Annotated in this window: 19 protein-coding genes and 1 riboswitch; of the genes, 7 read left to right on the top strand and 12 right to left on the bottom strand. The window is 39.2% G+C overall.

Annotation, left to right across the window (positions count from 1 at the left end; genetic code table 11):
- Window positions 1-23: 23 nt before the first annotated feature.
- Complete coding sequence (locus tag ACFSKL_RS17835) at window positions 24-785, top strand: creatininase family protein (RefSeq protein WP_376887914.1); 762 nt, start codon at window positions 24-26, stop codon at window positions 783-785.
- 318 nt (window positions 786-1103) lie between these two features.
- On the opposite strand, the gene ppk1 is transcribed toward ACFSKL_RS17835, so the two are convergent.
- The 5 genes from ppk1 to ACFSKL_RS17810 all read right to left on the bottom strand — a co-directional run bounded on the left by ppk1 (window position 1104) and on the right by ACFSKL_RS17810 (window position 7860).
- On the bottom strand, window positions 1104-3224 hold the full coding sequence (ppk1, locus tag ACFSKL_RS17830; RefSeq protein ID WP_376887912.1) for a polyphosphate kinase 1: 2121 nt from the start codon (window positions 3222-3224) through the stop codon (window positions 1104-1106).
- Between the two features lie 168 nt (window positions 3225-3392).
- Window positions 3393-5354: a DNA topoisomerase (ATP-hydrolyzing) subunit B gene (gene gyrB, locus ACFSKL_RS17825; RefSeq protein WP_376887911.1), complete on the bottom strand. Its 1962-nt coding sequence runs from the start codon at window positions 5352-5354 to the stop codon at window positions 3393-3395.
- Window positions 5355-5549: 195 nt separating this feature from the next.
- The gene (locus ACFSKL_RS17820) at window positions 5550-5915 is read right to left on the bottom strand and encodes a CoA-binding protein (RefSeq protein WP_376887910.1); all 366 of its coding nucleotides are present in this window, start codon (window positions 5913-5915) and stop codon (window positions 5550-5552) included.
- Window positions 5916-6078: 163 nt separating this feature from the next.
- Entirely contained in the window at window positions 6079-7032 is a 954-nt protein-coding gene (locus ACFSKL_RS17815; RefSeq protein WP_376887907.1) for a GNAT family N-acetyltransferase, read from the bottom strand.
- A gap of 12 nt (window positions 7033-7044) precedes the next feature.
- Entirely contained in the window at window positions 7045-7860 is an 816-nt protein-coding gene (locus tag ACFSKL_RS17810) for a 1-acyl-sn-glycerol-3-phosphate acyltransferase (protein ID WP_376887905.1), read from the bottom strand.
- A gap of 312 nt (window positions 7861-8172) precedes the next feature.
- Between ACFSKL_RS17810 and ACFSKL_RS17805 the strand changes: the two genes are divergently transcribed.
- The 4 genes from ACFSKL_RS17805 (at window position 8173) to msrB (ending at window position 13357) form a co-directional block, all read left to right on the top strand.
- On the top strand, window positions 8173-9069 hold the full coding sequence (locus tag ACFSKL_RS17805; protein WP_376887903.1) for an RsmD family RNA methyltransferase: 897 nt from the start codon (window positions 8173-8175) through the stop codon (window positions 9067-9069).
- Window positions 9070-9151: 82 nt separating this feature from the next.
- Entirely contained in the window at window positions 9152-10333 is a 1182-nt protein-coding gene (locus tag ACFSKL_RS17800; RefSeq protein WP_376887901.1) for an aspartate aminotransferase family protein, read from the top strand.
- A gap of 161 nt (window positions 10334-10494) precedes the next feature.
- Entirely contained in the window at window positions 10495-12900 is a 2406-nt protein-coding gene (locus tag ACFSKL_RS17795; RefSeq protein ID WP_376887899.1) for a penicillin acylase family protein, read from the top strand.
- A 52-nt stretch (window positions 12901-12952) separates the two neighbouring features.
- Window positions 12953-13357, top strand: coding sequence for a peptide-methionine (R)-S-oxide reductase MsrB (msrB, locus tag ACFSKL_RS17790; protein WP_376887897.1), 405 nt, complete (start codon window positions 12953-12955; stop codon window positions 13355-13357).
- Window positions 13358-13497: 140 nt separating this feature from the next.
- On the opposite strand, the gene ACFSKL_RS17785 is transcribed toward msrB, so the two are convergent.
- From ACFSKL_RS17785 to ACFSKL_RS17775, 3 genes are read right to left on the bottom strand one after another with little or no spacing between them, the layout of a single operon-like run.
- Window positions 13498-14448, bottom strand: a complete 951-nt coding sequence (locus ACFSKL_RS17785; RefSeq protein WP_376887894.1) for a DUF4097 family beta strand repeat-containing protein — start codon at window positions 14446-14448, stop codon at window positions 13498-13500.
- Window positions 14441-14827 carry a TM2 domain-containing protein gene (locus ACFSKL_RS17780; protein ID WP_376887891.1) on the bottom strand — a complete coding sequence of 129 codons (387 nt, stop codon included), beginning with the start codon at window positions 14825-14827 and terminating at the stop codon, window positions 14441-14443. The genes ACFSKL_RS17785 and ACFSKL_RS17780 overlap by 8 nt, the downstream gene beginning before the upstream one ends.
- Window positions 14820-15125 carry a DUF2752 domain-containing protein gene (locus ACFSKL_RS17775; RefSeq protein WP_376887889.1) on the bottom strand — a complete coding sequence of 102 codons (306 nt, stop codon included), beginning with the start codon at window positions 15123-15125 and terminating at the stop codon, window positions 14820-14822. Before ACFSKL_RS17775 ends, ACFSKL_RS17780 begins: the two co-directional genes overlap by 8 nt.
- Window positions 15126-15491: 366 nt before the next feature.
- Between ACFSKL_RS17775 and ACFSKL_RS17770 the strand changes: the two genes are divergently transcribed.
- Together ACFSKL_RS17770 and ACFSKL_RS17765 are read left to right on the top strand one after the other, a co-directional pair.
- Window positions 15492-16388 carry a TolB family protein gene (locus ACFSKL_RS17770; protein ID WP_376887886.1) on the top strand — a complete coding sequence of 299 codons (897 nt, stop codon included), beginning with the start codon at window positions 15492-15494 and terminating at the stop codon, window positions 16386-16388.
- A 646-nt stretch (window positions 16389-17034) separates the two neighbouring features.
- Window positions 17035-17946 (top strand): SMP-30/gluconolactonase/LRE family protein, encoded by a 912-nt coding sequence (locus ACFSKL_RS17765; RefSeq protein ID WP_376887884.1) that lies wholly within the window; start codon window positions 17035-17037, stop codon window positions 17944-17946.
- A gap of 69 nt (window positions 17947-18015) precedes the next feature.
- On the opposite strand, the gene ACFSKL_RS17760 is transcribed toward ACFSKL_RS17765, so the two are convergent.
- From ACFSKL_RS17760 to ACFSKL_RS17745, 4 genes are all read right to left on the bottom strand, one after another.
- Entirely contained in the window at window positions 18016-18399 is a 384-nt protein-coding gene (locus ACFSKL_RS17760; protein WP_376887882.1) for an acyl-CoA thioesterase, read from the bottom strand.
- On the bottom strand, window positions 18396-18869 hold the full coding sequence (locus tag ACFSKL_RS17755) for a PAS domain-containing protein (RefSeq protein WP_376887879.1): 474 nt from the start codon (window positions 18867-18869) through the stop codon (window positions 18396-18398). The genes ACFSKL_RS17760 and ACFSKL_RS17755 overlap by 4 nt, the downstream gene beginning before the upstream one ends.
- A gap of 107 nt (window positions 18870-18976) precedes the next feature.
- Entirely contained in the window at window positions 18977-21313 is a 2337-nt protein-coding gene (gene metE / locus ACFSKL_RS17750) for a 5-methyltetrahydropteroyltriglutamate--homocysteine S-methyltransferase (protein WP_376887877.1), read from the bottom strand.
- Window positions 21314-21560: 247 nt separating this feature from the next.
- A riboswitch (cobalamin riboswitch) is annotated at window positions 21561-21757 on the bottom strand.
- Between the two features lie 278 nt (window positions 21758-22035).
- Window positions 22036-22746, bottom strand: coding sequence for a DsbA family oxidoreductase (locus tag ACFSKL_RS17745; protein ID WP_376887875.1), 711 nt, complete (start codon window positions 22744-22746; stop codon window positions 22036-22038).
- Between the last annotated feature and the right edge of the window lie 323 nt (window positions 22747-23069).

Genomic DNA, 23069 nt, shown 5'->3' with positions numbered 1-23069 from the left:
CCCTCAATCCAAAAGCCAATAAAATGAAACCTTACCTACTAAGTGAAGTCAATTGGGAAATGCTGAAAGACTTTCGGTATGATCTCGCCATATTACCTTGGGGAGCCACTGAGGCACACAATTATCACTTACCATACGGAACAGACAATTTTGAATCCAGTTCAATAGCTGAATACTCGGCGAAGAAAGCATGGGATAAAGGAGGCAAAATTGTAGTGCTTCCAAATATTCCCTACGGTGTCAACACAGGTCAATCGGACATTTACCTTGATATGAATATCATGCCAAGCACCCAATTGTCTATCATCAGGGATTTGCTGACAGTCTTAAGCCGTCAGGGAATCAAAAAATTCCTTATCCTGAACAGCCATGGTGGAAATGATTTCAAATGGATGTTGAGGGAGTTGGGTCTGGAATTTCCAGATATGTTATTGCTTAGCTGTGATTGGTTCAAATCCATTCCCAAGACAAAATTCTTCAGCAATACAGGTGACCATGCCGATGAAATGGAGACCAGTTTGATCATGCACCTATATCCTGACCTTGTATTGCCACTTGATCAGGCTGGAGAAGGAAAAGAAATCTATTCCAAGATCAAAGGGATCAGGGAAGGTTGGGCTTGGTCAGAAAGAAAATGGTCTAAAGTGACAAAAGATACCGGAATTGGAAATCCCAAGGAAGCATCAGCAGAAAAAGGAAAAGATTGCTTTGAGGAAGTTACCACCAAAATCAGTGACCTGATCATGGATATCCTCAAAGTAAAAGGGAATGACCATTATGAATAGCCTAATATGGAAAATGGGCATACTTTCTTCCTAAGAAAAGTAAAAATCCCAACAGTTTTTATAGCAGGGAACTGGCTTTTAGCTCATAATTTTCTTGACTCCCCTTGGTCTGTGTGACACAGACCAATGTTTTCACAGACAAGAGAATCCCAAAATGACCAGACCTCTGAGACTGCTCGTTTCGGGATTATTAGAAGCAGTTTTCTGCCCAATACACAAAGCGCTTTTTCGAACCAATATCCATACTATCAAATATCGCCCTATATCGAGTTTGGTTAAAATCTAGTTGCTTTTACCTACCAGCTCAATTGTCCGTCCTCATATCAATTTGACTTCCATCACTTCATCCACATTCAGGTTGAAGAACTCTTTATGGATATTAAATTCCTCCTCATCTTCTTTGGGTACTTTTGGGATATAGGTACCATCTTCCTGCATGGTGTAGGAATTTACATTGTCACGGAGATTGAATGAAATGATATTCATCAATTGCTTTTCCAACAAAGGGGCATCAACTTTGAACAATGATTCCAGTCTCTTGTCAAAACTCCTCACCATCATATCAGCACTTCCGGCGTAAGTTCTGGTTTTTCCATTGTTGTGGAAATGGTAGATTCTGGAATGCTCCAGAAAATCACCCACAATAGACAACACTTCAATATTTTCGCTCAGACCTTCTCTACCAGGTCGCAAACAGCATATCCCCCTGATAATTAATTTTACCGGAACGCCAGATTGTGAGGCTCTGTAAAGTGCGTATATAATCTCTGAATCCTCCAAGGAATTTACTTTGATGAAAATTCCGGAAGGAAGTCCATTCCGAGCATTTTCTGACTCTTGTTCAATATAGTCAATCAACTGATTTCTCATATCCCTTGGAGCTGTAATCAGGCTTTCATAGGTGTCTGGAATTGAATGCCCCGTGATTACATTAAAGAATTCAGAGACATCATTTGCCAATACTTCATTGGTGGTAAGCAAGCCTATATCCGTATAAAGTCTTGCCGTATCCTCATTATAGTTTCCAGTTCCCAAATGAACATAGCGCGTGATTTTATTCTCGTCTTTCTTGACGATAAGCATCAATTTGGTATGGGTCTTCACATTTGAGATTCCGTAGATTACAAAGCAACCAGCTTTTTGAAGCTTCTTGGCTTCCCTGATATTGTTTTCCTCATCAAACCTTGCTTTAACTTCAAACAATACCGAAACGTGTTTTCCATTTTCGGCAGCTCTCAGCAATGCCTTTGTGATCCTTGAATCGCTAGCCAATCGATAAATTGTCATTTTGATTGCCATGACATTGTTATCTTCAGCTGCCTTTTCCACCAGATCCAAAATCGGATCGATGTTGTTATATGGATGGTGGAGTAGAATGTCCCTGTTCTTCAATACTTGGAAAATATCCTCTGTTCCTTCTTCTGGATAGGAAAGCGGATGTACAGGGCTTGGCATTTGCGGGAGTCGGTCTTTGAATCTTTTGTTTCCAATAACCTGCCACAATCCCGTAAAATCCAACATGCTTCGTTTTTCTACCTTGAAAATACTATCATCTTGGATATTCCAGCGTTCTTTGAGCAAATTGATCATCCATTTGCTATAACCTTCTTCTATTTCTATCCTTACTACCCTTCCAGTCTTTCTTTCATTGAGTTTACGTTTCACTTCTTCCAGGAAGTTGGCATCCATGTCTTCGCTTTCTTCCAAAGTGAAATCCCCATTTCTGGTAATCCTAAACAGGTTGACGGATTCGATATTCACATTTCGGAACAGTGAAATAAGATTCTCCCGAATCACCTCTTCTATTGGAATATAAATCACCACATCTTCCCTTTCCACTTCAAAGAACCTTGGGATATTGGCTGGAATCTGTACAAACGACAATTTCCTGTTTTCCTTTTTCTCACCTGGGGCTAGTGTGACTACCCCAAAAACCAATAGTTTATTCATCAGAATCGGAAATGTCCTATATCCGTCATAAACCATGGGCGTCAACATGGGGTAGATTGCCTTATTGAAATAAGCCCTGATATATTCCTGTTCATCGGGTGTCAGGTTTTTGACATTGCTGAGGATAAAACCCGACTCAGACATATTGGGTAGCAGGTTTTTCTGGAAATGTGCCTGCTGCTTCTTGTGGAATTCTTGACATTCCAACATCAATTTCATCTTGAAAGGCTCTTCTCTCAATCCAGAATAATCCACCCGCTCCTTGTCATAATCAAGGTAGTTATACAAAGACCCAACCCGGATCATAAAAAACTCATCCAAATTGGAGGCAGTGATTGCCAAAAACTTCAGTTTTTCAAAAATCGATCTATTTTCTTTTTTGGATTGATCAAATACCCTTTCATTGAATTTCAACCAACTCAAATCTCTGCTGACCAAGTCACTGGAGTTGATGACTCCTTCATATTTATCTTTAGCTGCTATATTCATAACTATACAAACGTATTGACCAAATCTAATTAATTTTTTATGTTCCTACCTAGCGTTTGCCAACAATCTTAATACAAAATCAGATAAAATAACATTGAAGAATCGTCCTCAAACCTAGGAACAAAAAAAGGGAGCTTGTGGCTCCCTTCAACAATTTGTAGGAATTGATTAGGTATCGATTTTGGCGTATTTCGCATTTTTTTCGATAAAATCTCTTCTAGGAGGAACCTCATCACCCATCAACATGCTAAACAAATGATCTGCTTCTGCTGCTGACTCGATGGTTACCTGTTTCAGGGTTCTCGTATTTGGATCCATGGTAGTTGTCCAAAGTTGCTCCGGGTTCATCTCACCCAGACCTTTATATCTTTGGAGATTGATACTATCTTCTTTTCCTGTATCTCCCACCATCTCTCTTGTTATCTTTTTCCTGTCATCTTCATCGTATGCATACCTTTCATCCTTCCCTTTCTTGAGGAGATAAAGTGGTGGCTGTGCAATGTAGACATAACCATTTTCGATCAATGATCTCAGATATCTGAAGAACAATGTCAAGATCAATGTCCTGATATGTGATCCATCGATATCCGCATCCGTCATGATGATGATTTTGTGATATCTCAAATTAGTCAAATCAAGCTCTCTATCTCCATTGATCGTCCCAAACTTGACTCCCAATGCTGTAAGGATATTCTTGATTTCATCATTGTCGTAAATTTTGTGTTCGTGGGCTTTTTCCACGTTCAAGATTTTACCTTTGAGGGGCAAAATCGCCTGGAAATCACGATCTCTCCCTTGCTTTGCAGATCCACCTGCAGAGTCACCTTCGACGAGGTACAACTCACAAACTGTGGGATCTGAATTGGCACAATCAGCCAATTTGCCGGGAAGTCCACCACCACCCAACACATTTTTCCGCTGCACCATCTCGCGGGCTTTTCTGGCGGCATGTCTTGCTTGTGCTGCAAGCACCACTTTCCCAACTATGATCTTAGCCTCTTTAGGATGCTCTTCCAACCATGTTTGCAAAACTTCCGAAACAGAGCTATCTACTGCTCCTACTACATCAGAGTTTCCAAGTTTGGTTTTTGTTTGTCCTTCAAATTGTGGTTCTGCTACTTTCACTGAGATCACAGCTGTCAAACCTTCCCTAAAGTCATCACCGGAAACCTCCAACTTCAACTTGTCAAGCATCCCTGATTTATCGGCATAACTTTTCAAGGTCCTAGTCAACGCCCTTCTAAATCCTGAAACGTGGGAACCTCCTTCATATGTATTGATGGTATTCACATAGGAAACCACATTTTCAGAATAGGAGGAATTATAACTCATGGCTACCTGTACCGGCACTCCATTTTTTTCTGATTCGATATAGATTGGTTCTTCGATGATCTTTTCCTTGGTATCATCAAGATACTGGACAAATTCCACCAAGCCCCCTTCAGAATAAAACTCATTTGATCTCGGTGATCCATCATCTTCAAGTTCACGCAGATCCTTAAGATATATCCTGATTCCTGCGTTCAAAAAGGACATTTCCCTCAATCTGTTCGCAATAGTCTCATATTTATACTCGGTAATTGCAAAGATACTTTCATCAGGCTTGAAATGGATGATGGTACCTCTTTTGTCGGTCGTACCGATTTCCCTCACTTCATACTGGGGAATACCAATAGAATATTCCTGTTCGAAAACTTTACCGTTTCTGTGAACAGTTGCTTTCATCATGGTAGACAAGGCATTCACACAAGAGACACCTACACCGTGCAAACCTCCAGATACTTTATAGGTATCTTTATCGAATTTACCACCGGCGTGAAGCACTGTCATTACTACTTCCAGCGCTGATTTTTTTTCTTTTGGGTGATAATCTGTAGGAATTCCCCTTCCATTATCTTCTACAGTGACGGAGTTATCTTCATTGACCGTGACATGGATCGTATCACAATGCCCTGCAAGTGCTTCATCAATCGAGTTATCTACAACTTCCCAAATCAAATGATGTAGTCCTTTTACCCCTACATCACCGATATACATGGCAGGTCTTTTTCTTACTGCTTCAAGTCCTTCAAGAACCTGAATATTCCCTGCTGAATAATCCTTATTGTTGTCTTGTTTATTATCGCTCATAACTAATTTTAAGCTCTTCCATGCATGTGCAAAAGAGATTTTTTCACCTTTCTAACAAACCGTAATAATACACAAAAAATCTGAGATTACATACCTAAATAGTAAGCTTGTCACCAATGCTGTGGGAGTAATATCGAATTGTAAATCTTTATCCCTTTGCAGCGACCAAAAAGTAAATACCTGAAGTGGTTTTGGTCAAAATTGACCAGTACTCAGCAAGACCAAATTGCAGGCGATCACGGGTTCCACTCCCCTAGCCTTTGCCAGATCCTCAAACTCCTGATTTTCAGTTCCCGGATTGAAGATGATACGCTGTGGATTCAAGGAAAGTAAATACTCGTACCACTCTGGCTGGTGTCTCGCCCCGATATACAGCGTAATGGTATGCACATCATCAATTGGTGGTTTTTGCCCTATTTCCAAAATGCTTTTGCCAAACAACTCTCCTTTTTTTATACCAATGGGTACAAACGGTACCTTATATTTTTCCAACATTTCAGCTACAACGTAGGCATACCTTGCTTTATTCGTAGTGGCTCCTACTATTACGGTTTTTTTCATATTGTAATCTCTATACGCTTCTCTGCCAGTGATTTCAATTCTAATATTAATGGTTGCATTGGATCAATATCAACAAATATCTAATATCAATTAGTATCGAATTGAATAAAGAATCAAGCTTTTATTCTTTTACTGGCATCATTCCGTAAATACATATATTTTATTATCTACTGCCGAATACCCTATCCCTCTCAAAAGTTTCCATGTGACGGTGTTTCTTACTTTCATAGATATCATCGATGGTAATCAGAATCCCTGTTTCCTCTACTGCTCCAAATTCATCATTAAGGGCTGTACCAAATGTTTTCATTGTAGGGGAAAGGTTCATGTAGGTATTGATCAAAGGCGGGATATTCTCTTTTGCAGCCCTGATCCTTGAGTTAAGAAGTTTGTATCCATCTTTATATTCAAGATCTTTGAATGCATCTACTACTTCTGTCATATCTGTTTCATATGTCAATGCAAGCTCCGATTGTGGCCTAACCAATGCATCAGTATCTGGAAAATAATAGTTCATAAAGTAAAGCAAAAGATCTCTCGCACCCCTATTGTAATGCGGATACATGGTTACCTTCCCAAATAGATATTTCACGTCAGGATGCAACATCACAACCGCACCCAAGCCATCCCAAAGATTATCCAGTGAAAAAAGCCCTTTTCTGTTATCTATACTTGGCTGATATTTAGGCTGCACAAATGACCTTCCCAATTCAATTGTATTCGGGATATAGTCATCGACAAACCTCTTCGAAAATTCAAAAAGATGCGCAGTCGAGAGATTGAGGGTACCGTGATCATCAAAATTTGCATTTTTGCAATAAATCAACCGATAACCGGCTACAATCTCCTCTTCCTCGGGATTCCATGTAATCAATTGTTGGTAACAGTTTTCACAAGTATCGTTTTCATCTATATCCAAAGGCAATCCAGTCCCACCTCCTGCCCCTCTAAAAGTCAATTCCCGCAATCTTCCAATTTCACGGACAACATTTGGGGCATTATGGTGATCTATCAGATAGATATGGTTATTTCCATTATTTGTATACCTCAAAAAACGCTCTGGTGTGAGTTCGCTTTTTAAGATTTCCTTGTCAACTGCTGGTATTATTGCTTGCATATAAATACTATTTTAGGCCATCTGGTAAACTATATCCTTTACCTCTTCTGCCCAATCCTTTTCACTTTTCGATCTATCAAAATACTCAAAAGATATCGGTTTGCCTACATGGATTATTATACTCTTACCCCTCTGGGCAAACATTTCATCTGCCAAATAGAACATCTCGATATTGGATTTGATGCCGATCATTTTTCTAAACTTGGCTAAGTTATAAAAGAATCTTGAATTCTTACCCTCTATGTAGACTGGTACAATATCTTTTTGATAACGTTTTGACTTACTTATAAAACTTTTTTTCCACTCAAGGTCCTTAATCCCTTTCTCCTGCTTTCGGGAAACCAACCCAGCTGGAAACACCAAAACAGCATTGTCTCCCGCATAGGTATCCTCTATCAATTTGGTGACTTCCCTGCTGTTGGAACCATGTTTGTTCACAGGGATAAACATGGGTTCAAAATTCTTGATATTGGTCAGGATATCATTCACCAAAAACCTGATATCTGTCCTGTATTTTCCCAAGGCATACATAAAAGCAATCCCGTCCATCCCTCCCAAAGGGTGGTTGGATGCAAATATAACAGATCTATCCAAAGGAATATTCTCCGCTCCTGTCAAGGTTACTTTTACACCAAACTCCTCAATCAAGCCATTTACAAAATCCATCCCCTGAAGATGCCCATGTTTTGCCATGATATGGTTGATATCATCTTCGTGAACAATCCTTTTGATGTATTTCAATACAAATGATGGAAGCCACCTGTGAAGGTTGGCATTCTTTTCCTTCAAAACTTTTTCTACATCTATAAAAGGCGCTTTCGTTTTCACTATTTAAAACCGGGGTTTACTGATGATTTCTTCTCTGAGTTTCTCTTAAGAATTTGATTTTCAAAAGACTCTTTTACTTCAACTATTAGAAGTTTCTGATTTTTTTGAAATATCCAATTTTCAAAAGGCTAAAAATACTAATTTTTATATAAAGAATAAGTTTTAATTAGCTTTACGGAATTTCATTTTTACTAAATACCCCCACAAACTTGACTTTCTTGTGGTTAATTTTCAATGAAATGAACATAAACTTTCAAGTTCATTTTTAACTGTTTTTTCTTCCCATTAAAGTTATATCCTTACTTTTGCACCATGAAGGAAACAATATTGTCTTTGACACCTCAAAACTGGTCAGATTACGAACTGATTGATACTGGTGGTTTTGAAAAATTAGAGCGTTTTGGAGATTTTGTCTTGTCTAGGCCCGAACCTCAGGCTATTTGGGATAAAAGTATGGATGAACAGGAATGGAAATCTATGGCCCATGCAATCTTTTCCAAGGAAAAAAACAATCCTGAAAAAGGCCATTGGAATGAACTGAAAAAAATCCCCCACAATTGGCAGATAAGCTATAGGAATCAGGATGATCTTAAGTTAAAACTCAATCTGGCAATGACTTCCTTCAAACACATAGGTTTGTTTCCAGAACAGGCTGTCAATTGGGATTATATCACCGATACGGTAAAAAAGCTTCCTGTAAAACAACCCAAAATCCTCAACCTCTTTGCCTACACAGGTGCAGCTAGTGTCGCAGCACGTGGCACTGGAGCCGATGTGACCCACTTGGATTCAGTCAAGCAGGTCGTCACTTGGTCAAAACACAACATGGAATCCTCCGGCATGGAGGGTATCCGCTGGATAGTCGATGATGCCATGAAATTCATCAAACGGGAAGTTAGGCGTGGAAATAAATACCATGGAATTATCCTTGACCCTCCTGCCTACGGAAGAGGACCAGATGGTGAAAAATGGATTCTTGAAGAACAGATCAACGAAATGCTCAAACTCTGCGCAGAACTTTTGGAGCCAGAACATCATTTCCTCATCCTAAATATGTATTCTTTAAGTTTTAGCTCCATCATTGCTGCAAACTTGGTGAATTCAAACTTTAAAGAAGTCAACAATGCCGAACATGGCGAGTTGTATTTGGTAGACAGATTTGAGAAAAAATTGCCTCTCGGCATATTCTTTAGATTCAGGAAATTCTAAATTTCTCTTGCCATCATTGACAATAGGTAAAAACCAAACTGGTTTACTGTATCGGAAGCATTAAAATCAACCCTGTATCAAAATGAACAATAGACAACTATTCCTTTCCCATCTGGCGCAAACGACAGATTTTCCATTGATGATAGAAATCGAGAAAGCTGAAGGCATCTATATGTTTGGTCCAGAAGGAAAACAATACATTGATTTGATTTCTGGGATTGGGGTTAGCAATGTTGGACACCGACACCCAAAGGTTTTGACTGCGATTCAAGAGCAGTTGGATAAATACCTACATCTGATGGTCTATGGGGAATATGTACAAAGTCCCCAAACACTTTTGGCTAAAGCGATATGTGACACATTGCCCAGTCATCTGGACAATGTATACCTCGTAAACAGTGGTAGTGAAGCCGTGGAAGGAGCCCTGAAACTTGCCAAGCGCTACACAAATAGAAGGGAGATTATCTCTTGTGTCAATGCCTACCATGGGTCATCCCATGGATCCCTTTCTGTAGGTGGCAATGAAATATTCAAAAGAGCCTACAGACCCCTCCTACCTGGAATAAAAAATATTGCCTTTGGTTCTGTTGAAGAGCTATCTGAAATAACACAAGATACTGCTGCAATAATTGTAGAGACAGTCCAAGGTGAAGCTGGGATCAAAGTGGCCTCTGCTGCGTATTTCCAAGCATTGAGAAAGCGCTGTGATGAAACAGGCACTTTATTGATTTTGGATGAGATTCAGGCTGGTTTCGGAAGAACTGGCAAGTTTTGGGCTTTTGAGCATTACGGTATCCAACCAGATATTCTGGTTTGTGCAAAAGGTATGGGGGGAGGAATGCCGATAGGCGCTTTTATTGCCAACAAAGATGTGATGGGAGTATTTAAGGACAACCCACTTCTTGGCCATATCAGTACATTTGGAGGGCATCCAGTAAGTGCAGCCGCATCACTGGCCACGATCAAAATCATACAAGAGGAAAATCTTTTGGAGACTGTAGAAGAAAAGACGGATTTGTTCAAAAAACTGCTGGTTCATCCAAAAATCAAAGGCATTAGAAATAAAGGCTTGATGATGGCCATAGAATTTGAGTCTTTTGAAGTACTCAAACCTATCATCGACAGGGCTATTGAATTGGGCGTCATTACAGATTGGTTCTTGTTCTGCGATGATTCTATGCGGATTGCGCCACCTTTGGTTATTACGGAATCCCAAATAAAGGAAGCTTGTGAGATTATCATCAGATCAATTAACGAAGTCTAGATTTTCTGGTATCATAACGCCAACTCTTTATTCCCTAAGCATCAATTGACTTTTGGTCAGTTTTATATTTTTGATTTTTTATCCAATTCAGATAGGTGTTTTCTATGCACTCTCTGCATTTCTTTTAACTTTATACTAAATTCATCATAGCTCTAATGATTATGAAAAAACTCCTCTTTGTATTGGTTATCATCTTTTTTCTGTTGTTTGGATCTTACCAGGTTGTCAAATACAAATTTGCTCCTGAATATAATGGTACAAAAGAGCTGAACGGCCTAAAATCCGAGTCTGAAGTATATTTTGATGATTTTGGGATTCCGCATATTTATGCCGAAAATGAAACTGATGCGTACCTAACACTTGGATTTGTACACGCACAAGATCGACTATTTCAGATGGAAATGATGCGGAGAGTAGGTTCTGGGACTTTGGCAGAACTTCTAGGTGAGGATCTGGTAGATGTAGATAAATTTTTTAGGACACTTGGCATTCCAAAGCATGCAACATGGAGTACCGAAGAATGGAATAAAGAAGGAAATACAGCCTGGAAAATTGCTACAGAAGCATATATAAATGGAGTCAATCAATTTATCCAAAATGGGAAATTGCCCATTGAATATAGTTTATTGGGAGAGAAACCAAGGGAATTTACCATCAATGATGTCCACAGTATCATAGGCTACATGTCATTTACCTTTGCCATGGCAATGAAAACAGATCCCCTTGTCACCAAGATTTCACGACAACTTGGACCTCAATACTTGGACATCCTGTCTATACATACACTTGCTGAACATCATGTCATCCCAAACAACTACCCTAAAAGAGATCCCGAATCCAAAGAAATAATGCCTGTAGAATCCCTAACGGCATTGCTTGAAAAGTTACCAGTCCCACTCTTGGAAGGGAGTAATTCATGGGTGATTGGACCAAACAGAACAGCTTCTGGTGAGGTGCTTTTTCTCAATGATACGCACATCGGTTTTGCCCAGCCTTCGGTATGGTATGAAGCACATATGGAATATCCCGGTTTCAGCTTTTATGGAAATCACTTGGCTGGTGTTCCTTTTGGTTTGGTGGGTCATACAAGAGAGCATAGCATTGGGCTTACTATGTTTGAGAATGATGATCAAGATTTTTTCGAAGAAAAACTAGATCCAACCAATCCTAATCAAACAGTTTATAATGACACAATTAAACCATTGATTATCAGAAAAGAAAAAATAAATGTAAAAGATAAAAATCCTGTAGAATTTGAAATAAAAGAATCTATCCATGGTCCCATCATGAATGAAGTTATTCCGGAAATAGGCCGGTTAACAACCAATCCTGTTGCCTCTTGGTGGGTATATATTTTGGAGCCTACCAAAGCATTGGAAGCAATTTATAGAATGAACCACGCCAAGAATATCCAAGAAGTAGAAAGCGCTGTCAGACTTATTCATGCTCCAGGTTTGAATGTCATGTATGGAGATAAAACGGGAAACATTGCTTGGTGGGCAGCTGCCAAATTACCTGTTAGACCAAGCCATGTAAACAGTAAGCTATTTTTGGATGGAACGAGTAGTATCGATGAACCAACTGCTTGGATGCCTTTTGAAGAAAACCCCATGAGTGTCAATCCTGCCTCGGGATTTGTAGCATCCGCCAACAATCAACCTGATACGCTATCCAACGGCACATTTTTCCCCGGGTATTATTATCCCGGTGATAGATGGAATAGAATCGCAAAAACAATAAGCTCAAGAAATGATTGGACCCAAGAAAACATCAAAGACCTTCAACTCGAAACTGTCAATGAAACCCATCCAATCAATGCAAAAAGTTTAACCAAAGCAGTTAAAGATACAGATTTCGGGGAATTTGGTGCGGTAAGAGAAGCTTTGTCAAACTGGGATGGGAACCATGATCTGGATAACATCGCCCCTACTGTGTATTACAAATGGCTTTACCATACACTTGAGGGAATGATGGCTGATGAATTGGGTGAGGCTGATTTTCAAAACTTCCTTCGTACATTTTTATACACACGGAGTGTTCAGAATCTGATACAAACTGCAAATTCACCTTGGTGGGACGATATCAACACTGATAAAATAGAGCATAGAGAAGAAGTAATCCAAAATGCATTGGTAAAAACACTCTCTGAATTGAAAGATCAGTTTGGGAATAATACCGAAAAATGGAAATGGAAAAATGCTGTTGTTTTGGAGCACCCACATCCACTTGGAGCAAAAAAACCATTGGATAGATTTTTCAATGTCAAGGCGCCTGCTGTATCTGCAAACGAAGAATCCATCAACAAACTTGCTTTTGATTTGAATGGCGATGGAATATACCATGTAAAATCTGGCCCTGCCATGAGGATCATCCTAGATTTTGCAAATGTGGAATCCTCAGAATCAGTTTTGCCTACAGGACAAAGTGGGAATTTGTTTAGCCCATATTACAGCGATCAAGCAGAACTGTTTGCAACTGGTAGATACAGACCACAATTGATGAATGAATCCCAGATTAAAAACAAGCCTAAGGGAAACATGCTTTTTACTCCAAAACAAATTAGGTAGAACTTATGTCAATTTATGTTGTTCTATAAGGAAGATTACAAAGATCAAAACCATGAAAAAATACTATCCAATAGATAAGCCAGAATCAGAATGGAAAGCCGAACTTGATGAAGAAAGCTATAGGGTTCTCAGGGAAAAAGGTACGGAAAGACCAAATACGGGAAAATATTATCTGAATAAGGATACAGGAATATATGAATGCAAGGGATGTGGCAATGAAATATTCCATTCCTCTGCAAAATATGACAGTGGATGTGGCTGGCCTGCATTTACCGAGCCAGTTTCCCCTTCAGCGATTGATGTCAAGATGGATTATTCCCATATGATGATTCGGGAAGAAATACTCTGTGCAAAATGCGGCGGACACTTGGGACATCGTTTTCCTGATGGTCCAAAGGATAAAGGTGGAATTAGATATTGCATCAATTCTGTCTCTATGGATTTCAAAAAAAGTTAGCATTCCAATTGGCTAAAAGATTATAATGAAAAATTTACCACAATGAACGCAAGGGTACGCAAAGAGGATTTTTATAATGAATCAATCCTAAAGAAAATAAATCTTTGCGTACCTCTGTGCCCCTTGCGGTTAAAACCAAATCAATTGAATATCTTGATACTTCCGCTACTTGCTTTTCCATGAACTGTTACATCACTGGAATTATCAATATCAAGTTTTTTTGATCCACTTGAGTCTCCTACTTTTACGGATCCACTATTTGCTGATAAACTAAAGTTGAATTTGGATAGATCAGAAGGAGTTTGGACTTTGATGCTTCCTGAACTCGATTTAAGATTGGTTTGTCCACCCAAACCGGAATTTGTCGCGTTGATGCTTCCCGAACTCACTGTCAAGTCACCCAAAGTACCAATACGATCAAATCTCATGGAGCCGGAGTTGACTTTCCCATTGACAATTCCTTCTACATCTTCCAGCTTCAGACTACCCGAAGATGCCTGTGCATCAACATTTCCCAAAACTTCCTTCAATGTAATACTTCCAGAATTGACTTGTGCAGACACTTCTCCTGTAAGACCTTCTGCCCTGATACTTCCCGAAGAAGCTTTTAGCTTTATGTTTTCTACATCCAAAGCCAATGCTTTGATAGAACCTGAATTGACTTTCAAGTCAATCACATCATGTTTTACATACTTCACATCGACAGAACCTGAGTTGTTTGTAATGTTTAATTTCATATTCTCCGGTCCTGTAAGGCTAATAAACCCTCCTCTACTCATCCCCATATTGAAGAAATTTATTGAACCTGAATCACCGGTTACTTCAATGATAAGCTTAGAGCCAGATTTTCTGAACTCCAGATCCAAACCACTGCTTTCCGGGACTTCCAAATAGGAGTTTAGATAAACATTGGAGGAATTTTCTGATCCTTCATAAGATACTTCCAAGTACTTACCCGAAACTTCGATTTCCTTGATATCGGAAAAAGTCTCATCATATTCATGGATGACCATTGGTCCTTGGGCATCGCAAGAAGTAGAAAGTACTGCCATTCCGAAGAAAAGCAGTACTACATATACATTTTTAAGCATTGGTATCGTTTGTTTGAGGTGCCTGGAAATTGCCATTGGACATCATTGAAAGCGTTTCATGTGCCACTCGAATATTGTATTCATAGGCAAGGCTTTTGTAATTGATCAAATCTACAATCGTACCTATAAAACACAAACCTACTGTCAATATATACAAAATCCCCAATCCTATCTGACCAAGAATAAACCTGTGCAATCCTGCAAAACCAAAGAATCCAAGCAGACAAAGAATCAAAACCATTTGATTGTCCTTTCTTCTTGCTCTGTAAACCTGCGCAAAAAGATTTGCTTGATCATCATCCATGTTTTTCAATATCCCTTGGATATAACCTAATTCCATACCTTCCAATTCCGGAAGATGTCTTAATACATTAGCCATAGTGTTTAGTTGTTTTTTTGTTTCTGATTAATTCAAATATTCTGTAGATAATAACAGCGAAAGCAAACATTGCCAATGGGTGCATAGACCATGAAGCTTGAAAATCACCTCTAGTCAAAAGACTCATCGCCCTACCCAATCCGCATCCAGGACACCAAGAGATCCCAAGGTTATCCAATGGACATAGACTGAAATGGTGTGCGTCATATGGATCAATCCTCAGGATGCCAATCAATGCAGCAATCCAAAAGATGAGTTCTAGCGGTAATTTTCTGATCGATGTTATTAACTTTTTCATTTGACCGGAAAAGTACGAAAAGAATGCCAAGAGTAAAAAAGTCCATTTTGAAGCCAATTTGCCTGTTCACCATATAAAACCTGTTATAAACGGACAAAAAAACGTTCGATAATGAACATTACTGGTTGAGGATAGCCTTCAAATTTAATATTCAATACCGTTTTTATTATGACTAGCCAGGTTTTCCACATAGAATTAGACAGGTATCTTATTTGGCGAAAAAGAACATAAAAGATATAAATCTGACAGGTTTCATTTCCTATCTAAACTGCATAGAACTATGATCTCAAAAAACGATTTCCCAAATATCCCTCCTACTTCTAGGTTTCATTTTGTACTTTAGTTTTTCGAATTTCACACATGAATATGATCAAGAAAAATTGCCTACTCCTATTTTTGGTTCTCTTAATCAAACTAAATGGATATTCCCAAAATTCTACGGACATCATAGCCATTGACGTTCGCAAATCAGGTGGAAAAATAGAAATGATCCCAGGCAGTGAAGTCAAGATTACAGACCGGAAAGGCTACGATAACCAGCCCAGTTTTATCAATGACAAGCAATTGGCATTTTCCTCAGGAGATGAAAAAGGGAATTTTGATATTATCATCTACAATTTTGAAAACAACAAATTCACCAATCTCACAAAAACGCCAAACCAAAACGAATACTCCCCAAGAATAACGGACTGTGGACTGTATGTGTCAGCCGTAACCGTGGAAGAAAGTGGCAAACAAAGGCTATGGCTGTATCCTACCAATTTTGGGGAACCCGAATTACTTTATGACGACATTTTACCTGTAGGATATTATGACTGGTATGACAATAGAGCTGCCATGTTTGTTTTGGGAGACCCCAATTCACTGGTATATCCATACAGCAAAGACGATATATTGACCATCAGTCAAAACATTGGGAGGACAGTCCGCAAAAGACCCAAATCCAGTGAAATCAGCTACATTGACAAAAATAATAGATCTCGGGAGACTGAAACAGAATCATTCAATATCAATGGATTTGATTTGGAAAAGAAAGTAAAAGTTACTTATGGCAATACCTTAGAGAAGAAAGAAGATTTTATATGGATTGACAAGAACTATTTGCTGACCTCTCGTGGCAAGGAAATTTTCGTAAGAAAATCTAGCGATACATCGTGGAAAAAAATCGGTGAAGTAAAACTGGATGGCTATGGAGATATCAGCAGATTAGATTACTCCCCAAAACTCAAAAAAATCGTGGTAGTGATGGATAGGATAGATTAATCCTATTTTTTTATTGCCGCTAAGGGCGCTGTCTGTTTTGGGTTGATCTTAAAAAACGTCCCTTGCGAACCTTTGCGCCCCTTGCGGTTAACATAAATTTGGGGAGTTCTTCTGTCGCAAAGTGCCCTAGGGTACGCAAAGTTTTTTTTGAAGGGACTAGTTGTCTGAAAAATTTTCTTTGCGAACCTTGGCGCCCCTTAGCTGTCAGCCAAATTTTTAGCGTATTTTGCCGCAAAGAACACCAGGGCACGCAAAGTCTGTTTTGGGTTGATCTTAAAAAACATCCCTTGCGAACCTTTGCTCCCATTGCGGTTAACATAAATTTTGGAGATTCTTCTGCCGCAAAGTGCCCTAGGGTACGCAAAGTTTTTTTTGAAGGGACTAGTTGTCTGAAAAATTTTCTTTGCGAACCTTGGCGCCCCTTAGCGGCAAAACAGATTTTTGTCGTCTTTACCACATACAATACATGGATACTCTGAGTATTTTCTGGACTGGCCTTTATTAAAAACATCCCTTACGAACCTTTGTACCCAAAGCTGTTAATCAAATTAAAGCTCTCCTACCCTTTACAGTATTAGAAATTTTCAAGAAAGTCCATTAACTTGCTGTTTCATTTCAAATTCTATAAATCCCCAAAATATTTAGTATGACTAATAAATTGTTAATTCTCACACTTTGTGCATTTTCATTCTTTGGAAAAAGCCAAGGGCAAATAGTAGATAAAAAGAATTTGATTGAAAAAAATGCCGTTTTGGAAAAAATCGAAGGGGATTTCAGTTTCACAGAAGGTCCTGCAGTCAGTCGTTTGGGCGATGTGTATTTTTCTGACCAACCAAATGACAGGATTATAAAATGGTCCTTCTTCACGGGAAAAACAGAGGTTTTCATGGAGAATGCGGGAAGATCCAATGGGATGTTTTTTGATAAAGAAGGAAACCTGATTGCTTGTGCAGATATGGATAACCAGCTTTGGTCCATAGATCCTGAAGGGAATAAAACCGTATTGATAGAGAGCTACCAAGGCAAAAAACTGAATGGCCCAAACGACTTATTCATTACACCAAATGGTGATATGTACATAACAGATCCATTGTACAAAAGGGATTATTGGACCAGGGATCCAGAATCACTGCAGGATGGGGAACATCTATACTTTCTTTCGTCTAACAGGTTGCAATTCATCAGAGTGGATGAAAAACTTGAAAGACCAAACGGAATAATAGGTACACCAGATGGTAAAACGCTCTATGTAGCTGACCCAGGGGCAAAAAAAATATTCAAATACGACATCATAGAAGATGGGTATTTGGCAAATAAGGAGGTTTACTTAGAAAGAGGCTCCGATGGTATGACGATAGATTTCAGAGGCAACCTATACGTGACTGGTGCAGATGGAGTGAAAATCTACAACAAAAAATCGGAGGAAATTGGACATATCCCAGTACCTGAAAAATGGACAGCAAATGTGACTTTTGCAGGACCTGATAGAAAAACACTCTTTATCACTGCATCAGAATCTGTTTACAAAATCCGAATGAGAGTTTATGGGACTCATTGATTCAAAAATTATGGGCACATAGCCCATAAAGTTCTTCCTAACATACATACACTTCAAGCCAATCCTTATTTAGACAATACTGATTGGCTTTTTGTTTTGATCCACAGCTACAAAAGTGAATACCCCGGTTACAGCTTTTTCCCGTCGGGTATCATACATCTCTTCAATGTAAATTTCGACATTGACTTTCAGACTTGTATTCCCAATCGAGGATACCCTCCCAACCAGTTCTACAAAAGTACCTTCCGGAATAGGTTGCGTAAAATCAATCCTATCACTGCTGACCGTTACTACCCTTTGCCGGCAAAAACGAGTGGCGGTAATGAACGCAACTTCATCCATCAACTGCATTGCCGTGCCGCCAAACAAAGTCCCATAATGGTTTGTGGTATTGGGAAATACTGCTTTGAATATATGTGTTTCCGATAGTTGGATTCTTTCTTCTATACTCATATTACTTCTGATTCAAATGCTGCAAATGCAACTGTTTCTTTATTTTCATTCATAAGCGGATGGATTGTAACTTCACACTTGTACGGTGTTTGGTCTTTCTTATAATTGACTATGGTAATAGTAAATGTGTTTCCAAGTTTGATTTTTTCCCGAATCTCGACACGTGTAGTTTCCAAAGTCTCCTCACCTTGGAGAAAACTTGGTTTCTTTCCAATTGCAAATGATCTCGGATACCCAGTCATCTCTTTAAAACCATCACTGACCCAAATGATTCTTTGATTGATATCAGTCAACACGATGGCTTCATAGGATTCTCTGAATAAAACATCCCAATCAAAATCCCACCCAAATCGCTGAGAAAGCTCTTTGAGTATCCGACATTCATGGCGCTTTCTCAATTCACCTGACATCAACTTGCTCTGAAGTGAAATCACATCCCAACACCATAATGGTGACTTTCTCTTTTCCATTTCTTCTTTTACTATTTCAGGTCAATCCAATTTCACTTTCTGTAAAATTAGATCAACAAGCCATAATTAAAATGACTTGTCGATCCAATTGAAGTGGCTTTTTCAAATTATGCAAAAACCTTAATTTCCCTCATTGCTTTTGCTGCCAATACCATCTCAACGAGTGACTTGTGGGTTTCTTCCCATTGTCTGGTCTTCAATCCACAATCTGGGTTGACCCAAATCTGCTCTGCTGGAATGACATCCGTAGCTTTCTGCAACAATTCGATAATCTCTGTACTTGACGGAACCCTTGGTGCATGGATATCATAAACCCCCGGTCCGATTTCATTCGGATACTTGAAATCCGCAAAAGCATCCAACAGCTCCATTTGTGACCTTGAGCATTCGATCGTAATCACATCGGCATCAAGGTTGGCAATATGTCCAATAATATCATTGAACTCCGAATAGCACATATGTGTATGGATCTGTGTATTGTCATCCACCCCACTCGCCGATAGTTTGAATGCATTGATAGCCCAGCCAAGGTATTCTTCCCAATCTTTCTTCCTGATCGGCAAGCCTTCCCTCAATGCAGGCTCATCAATCTGTATGATTCTAATGTCACCTTTCTCTAAGTCAATTACCTCATCCCTAATCGCTAATGCTATCTGATTGCAAGTAATACTTCTAGGCTGGTCATCCCGAACAAAAGACCATTGAAGAATCGTAACAGGACCTGTCAACATTCCCTTTACAAATTTTTTGGTTAGGGATTGTGCAAACTTTGACCAAAAAACAGTCATGGGTTCAGAGCGGTACACATCGCCATAGATGATCGGTGGCTTCACACAGCGGCTTCCATAACTTTGGACCCATCCAAATTGTGTAAAAGCAAATCCATGCAATCGCTCTCCAAAATACTCAACCATGTCATTCCGTTCAAACTCTCCATGAACCAATACATCCAGACCAATTTCTTCCTGGATCCTGATCGTCCTCTCGGTTTCGTCTTTGATAAACTGTTCATATTCCTGCTCACTGATCCTTCCGTTTTTGAAATCAGCCCTTACCTTTCTGATATCTTTGGTTTGTGGAAATGAACCAATGGTTGTGGTTGGATACAAAGGTAATTTAAGCAATTCAGATTGCTTCGTCTTCCTGTCTTGAAAAACACTGGTTCTTTCAAAATCAGACTCCTTTACATTCCCAAGGCGCTCTTTGACTTCACTTTTATGGATTAAGCCAGAACTTGCCCTGTCCGAAACTGCTTTTTGGTTTTCTTGATAAGCACTTAGCAATTCACTTTGGATGGCACCCTCGCCTATCAATCTTTCAACATCCCCAAGTTCAGCCAATTGCTTCAGGTCAGCCACCTCTGCCAGTTTTTGCTTTGCAAAAGACAACCAAGACTTGATCCCTTCGTCCAATTTCACTTCACTATCCAAATCACATGGTGAATGAAGCATGGAGCAGGAAGGAGCGATGAATAGTTTCTCTGAATCAACCTTTTCCAATGCCTTTTGAATCAAGGTCAAAGATTTTTTGTAATCGTTTTTCCAAATATTTCTCCCATCGACCACACCCAATGAAATGGAAAGATTCGCAGGTTTGTTTACCAATAAATCCTCCAACTGATCTGGACAACGAACCAAATCAACGTGAAGACAGCAGATTGGAAGTGAGGTGGCAATGCTCAGATTATCAAGCAATCCCCCAAAATATGACGCCACCATTGTTTTCAGGTGAGGATATCTCTTTCTGATTTGGGAATATACACTCTGGAAGGCTTCTTTTTCCTTTGCAGAAAGATCCATTGCCAAAAATGGCTCATCAAACTGAATCCATTCTACCCCATGCTCAATAAGTTTATCTATTATTTGGAAATAAACAGGGAGTAGGTTTCTAAGTAAATCTATTCTCTCAAACCCCTCTTCTTTTTCTTTTCCCAACAAAAGAAATGACACAGGTCCCAAAATAACAGGTTTGGTTTTGAAACCAGCCAGTTTGGCTTCCGCAAACTCCTGCACTATTTTCGAAGAAAAAAGCTTGAACTCTTGATTTTTCTTAAACTCTGGAACAATATAGTGGTAGTTGGTATCAAACCACTTTGTCATTTCCATAGCTTTGATATCCAATCCATTGGCTTGGTATCCCCTAGCCATCGCAAAATAAAGATCTATCTCTGAGTTGTTTTTATCAAAAATCACCGAATGGTATCGCTCCGGGATTACCCCAACACTGAAAGCCATATCCAAAACCTGGTCATAGTAGGAAAAATCATTGGATGGAATCAAATCTATCCCGCTTTCTTTCTGTAATGTCCAGTTTGCCAGCTTGATTTCATTTCCTTTATGAAACAGCTCCTGCCTGGTGATTTTGCCTGCCCAATAGTTTTCACAGGACTTTTTCAATTCTCGCTGACTACCAATTCGCGGATAGCCAAGATTATGCGTTTGCATGGTCTTTTAACTTTATTTGTTTGAAATAAATAGGTTAAAAGCTCATCACAATAAATCAAGAATGCTTTTGGGAAAGAAGAAGATAGAAAAGTGCTGGAAACATACAACGTGACGAATCAGGCATACTTTTCCTTTGAATGAAAAACCAAAATCGGTAAATCACTTTGGATCAAAGACCTATGAAATGCCAAAAAGACATTGATGGAATTTGAATCACACTTGACTAAAAGCTTCAATTCGCGAAAGCATCGTCATATCGAAATAGGCAGGTCTCCTGACTTGTAACAGCTTTTACCATCCTTCCCATTCTTTACTTCAAAGAACAGTGGACATACTGGGATAAAAACCTTTGGAATGTTACTTACAGTTGCGCGACAGTTCGTGATTTACACACGATTCCCTTTTAATACACAGCTAAGCATAACCAATTCCGGATGATGTAGAATTATAGTAAAGAACTTCAATCCTGCAAAACTAGCAAAAACCCATTACCTCCTAGCAGTTTGGCTAAGATTTAAATCAAACTTCCTAAATTTAGCCAGCTTATAGATTGATTCAGAACAATCACAGAATATAATTCTGTTTGAGCTGTATTTTTATTTGCCAACTATTTCTAAATTCTGTTCAACTATGAAAATCTGAAAGGCAAGGGATTTTCCCCCAGTGTGAAACATTAAATACCGATCAGGTTTCGCTCTCAAATACTAAATGGCAAAGCCGGATTAATCACAGTTCCCATCAATATCACATGCAGCTCCATCCACTCCTTTGGCAAATTCCAGGATTGGATTTTCTTTGACAAAATCACTCCACGCTTTGTTGAGGGTCTCTTCAAACGTTTCTTTTGGCTGTGCACCCGATATCCCAAATTTCCTGTCCAACACAAAGAATGGGACTCCCCTGACGCCGATTTGGCGGGATTCCTGTATATCCTTTTCTACCTTATCAGTAAACTCATCAGATTCCAAACAAGCCAATACACGATCCCTCTCAAGCCCCACTTCTGTAGCCAAGGATAGTAAGGTCTCCATATCATCTATATTCTTCCCTTCGGTGAAATAAGCCTTCAACAACCTCTCTTTCATTGCATCACCTTTCCCCAAAGTTTTGGAAAGTTGCAATAAGCGATGGGCATTTTTGGCATTGGCGACTACTGTTTTGTCCATGTGGTAAACCAGCCCTTCCTGCTCAGCCATTTCCACTACCTGATTTGTGATTTGCTGGGTTTGCTCCATGGACCAGCCTTTGGTTTCCGACAAATACTCCAAAGTAGATTTCGATGGGTCTGTTTTCATATCAGGGTTCAAGAGAAAGCTTTTCCACTCAATCTTAACATGATCCTTATACTCAAAATCCTCCAATGCAGCTTCCAGTCTCCTTTTGCCTATATAACAAAAAGGACACATGATATCTGACCATATTTCTATTTTCATAATATTTTAATTTACTTGTACTGTTAATCAATTTTAACTCACGAGAGTTCCCGAACATGAAAACAAAGGAATGCCCTTCCTGTGCTATGGAAGTAGATAAAAATGCGGTTTTTTGCCCAATATGTGCTTTTGAATTTCCGCGTAGAAACCCTGTTTATACAGTAGTGGCTGTTATTATGGCAATTATCTTGTTATTGGTTTTTATTTTCTAAAAGTGCTTGCCTTATCAAGTAGGGTTTCACAAACCGTAAGAAAATGTGATGTAACCCAAAATACGCATGAGAATTCAAAGCAGTTTATTTGAGACCTGCCAGGTTATTAAA

Origin of the sequence: Belliella marina (assembly GCF_042682445.1) — a bacterium.
GTDB lineage: Bacteria > Bacteroidota > Bacteroidia > Cytophagales > Cyclobacteriaceae > Belliella > Belliella marina.
This window is presented reverse-complemented; position numbering and strand designations above follow the sequence as displayed.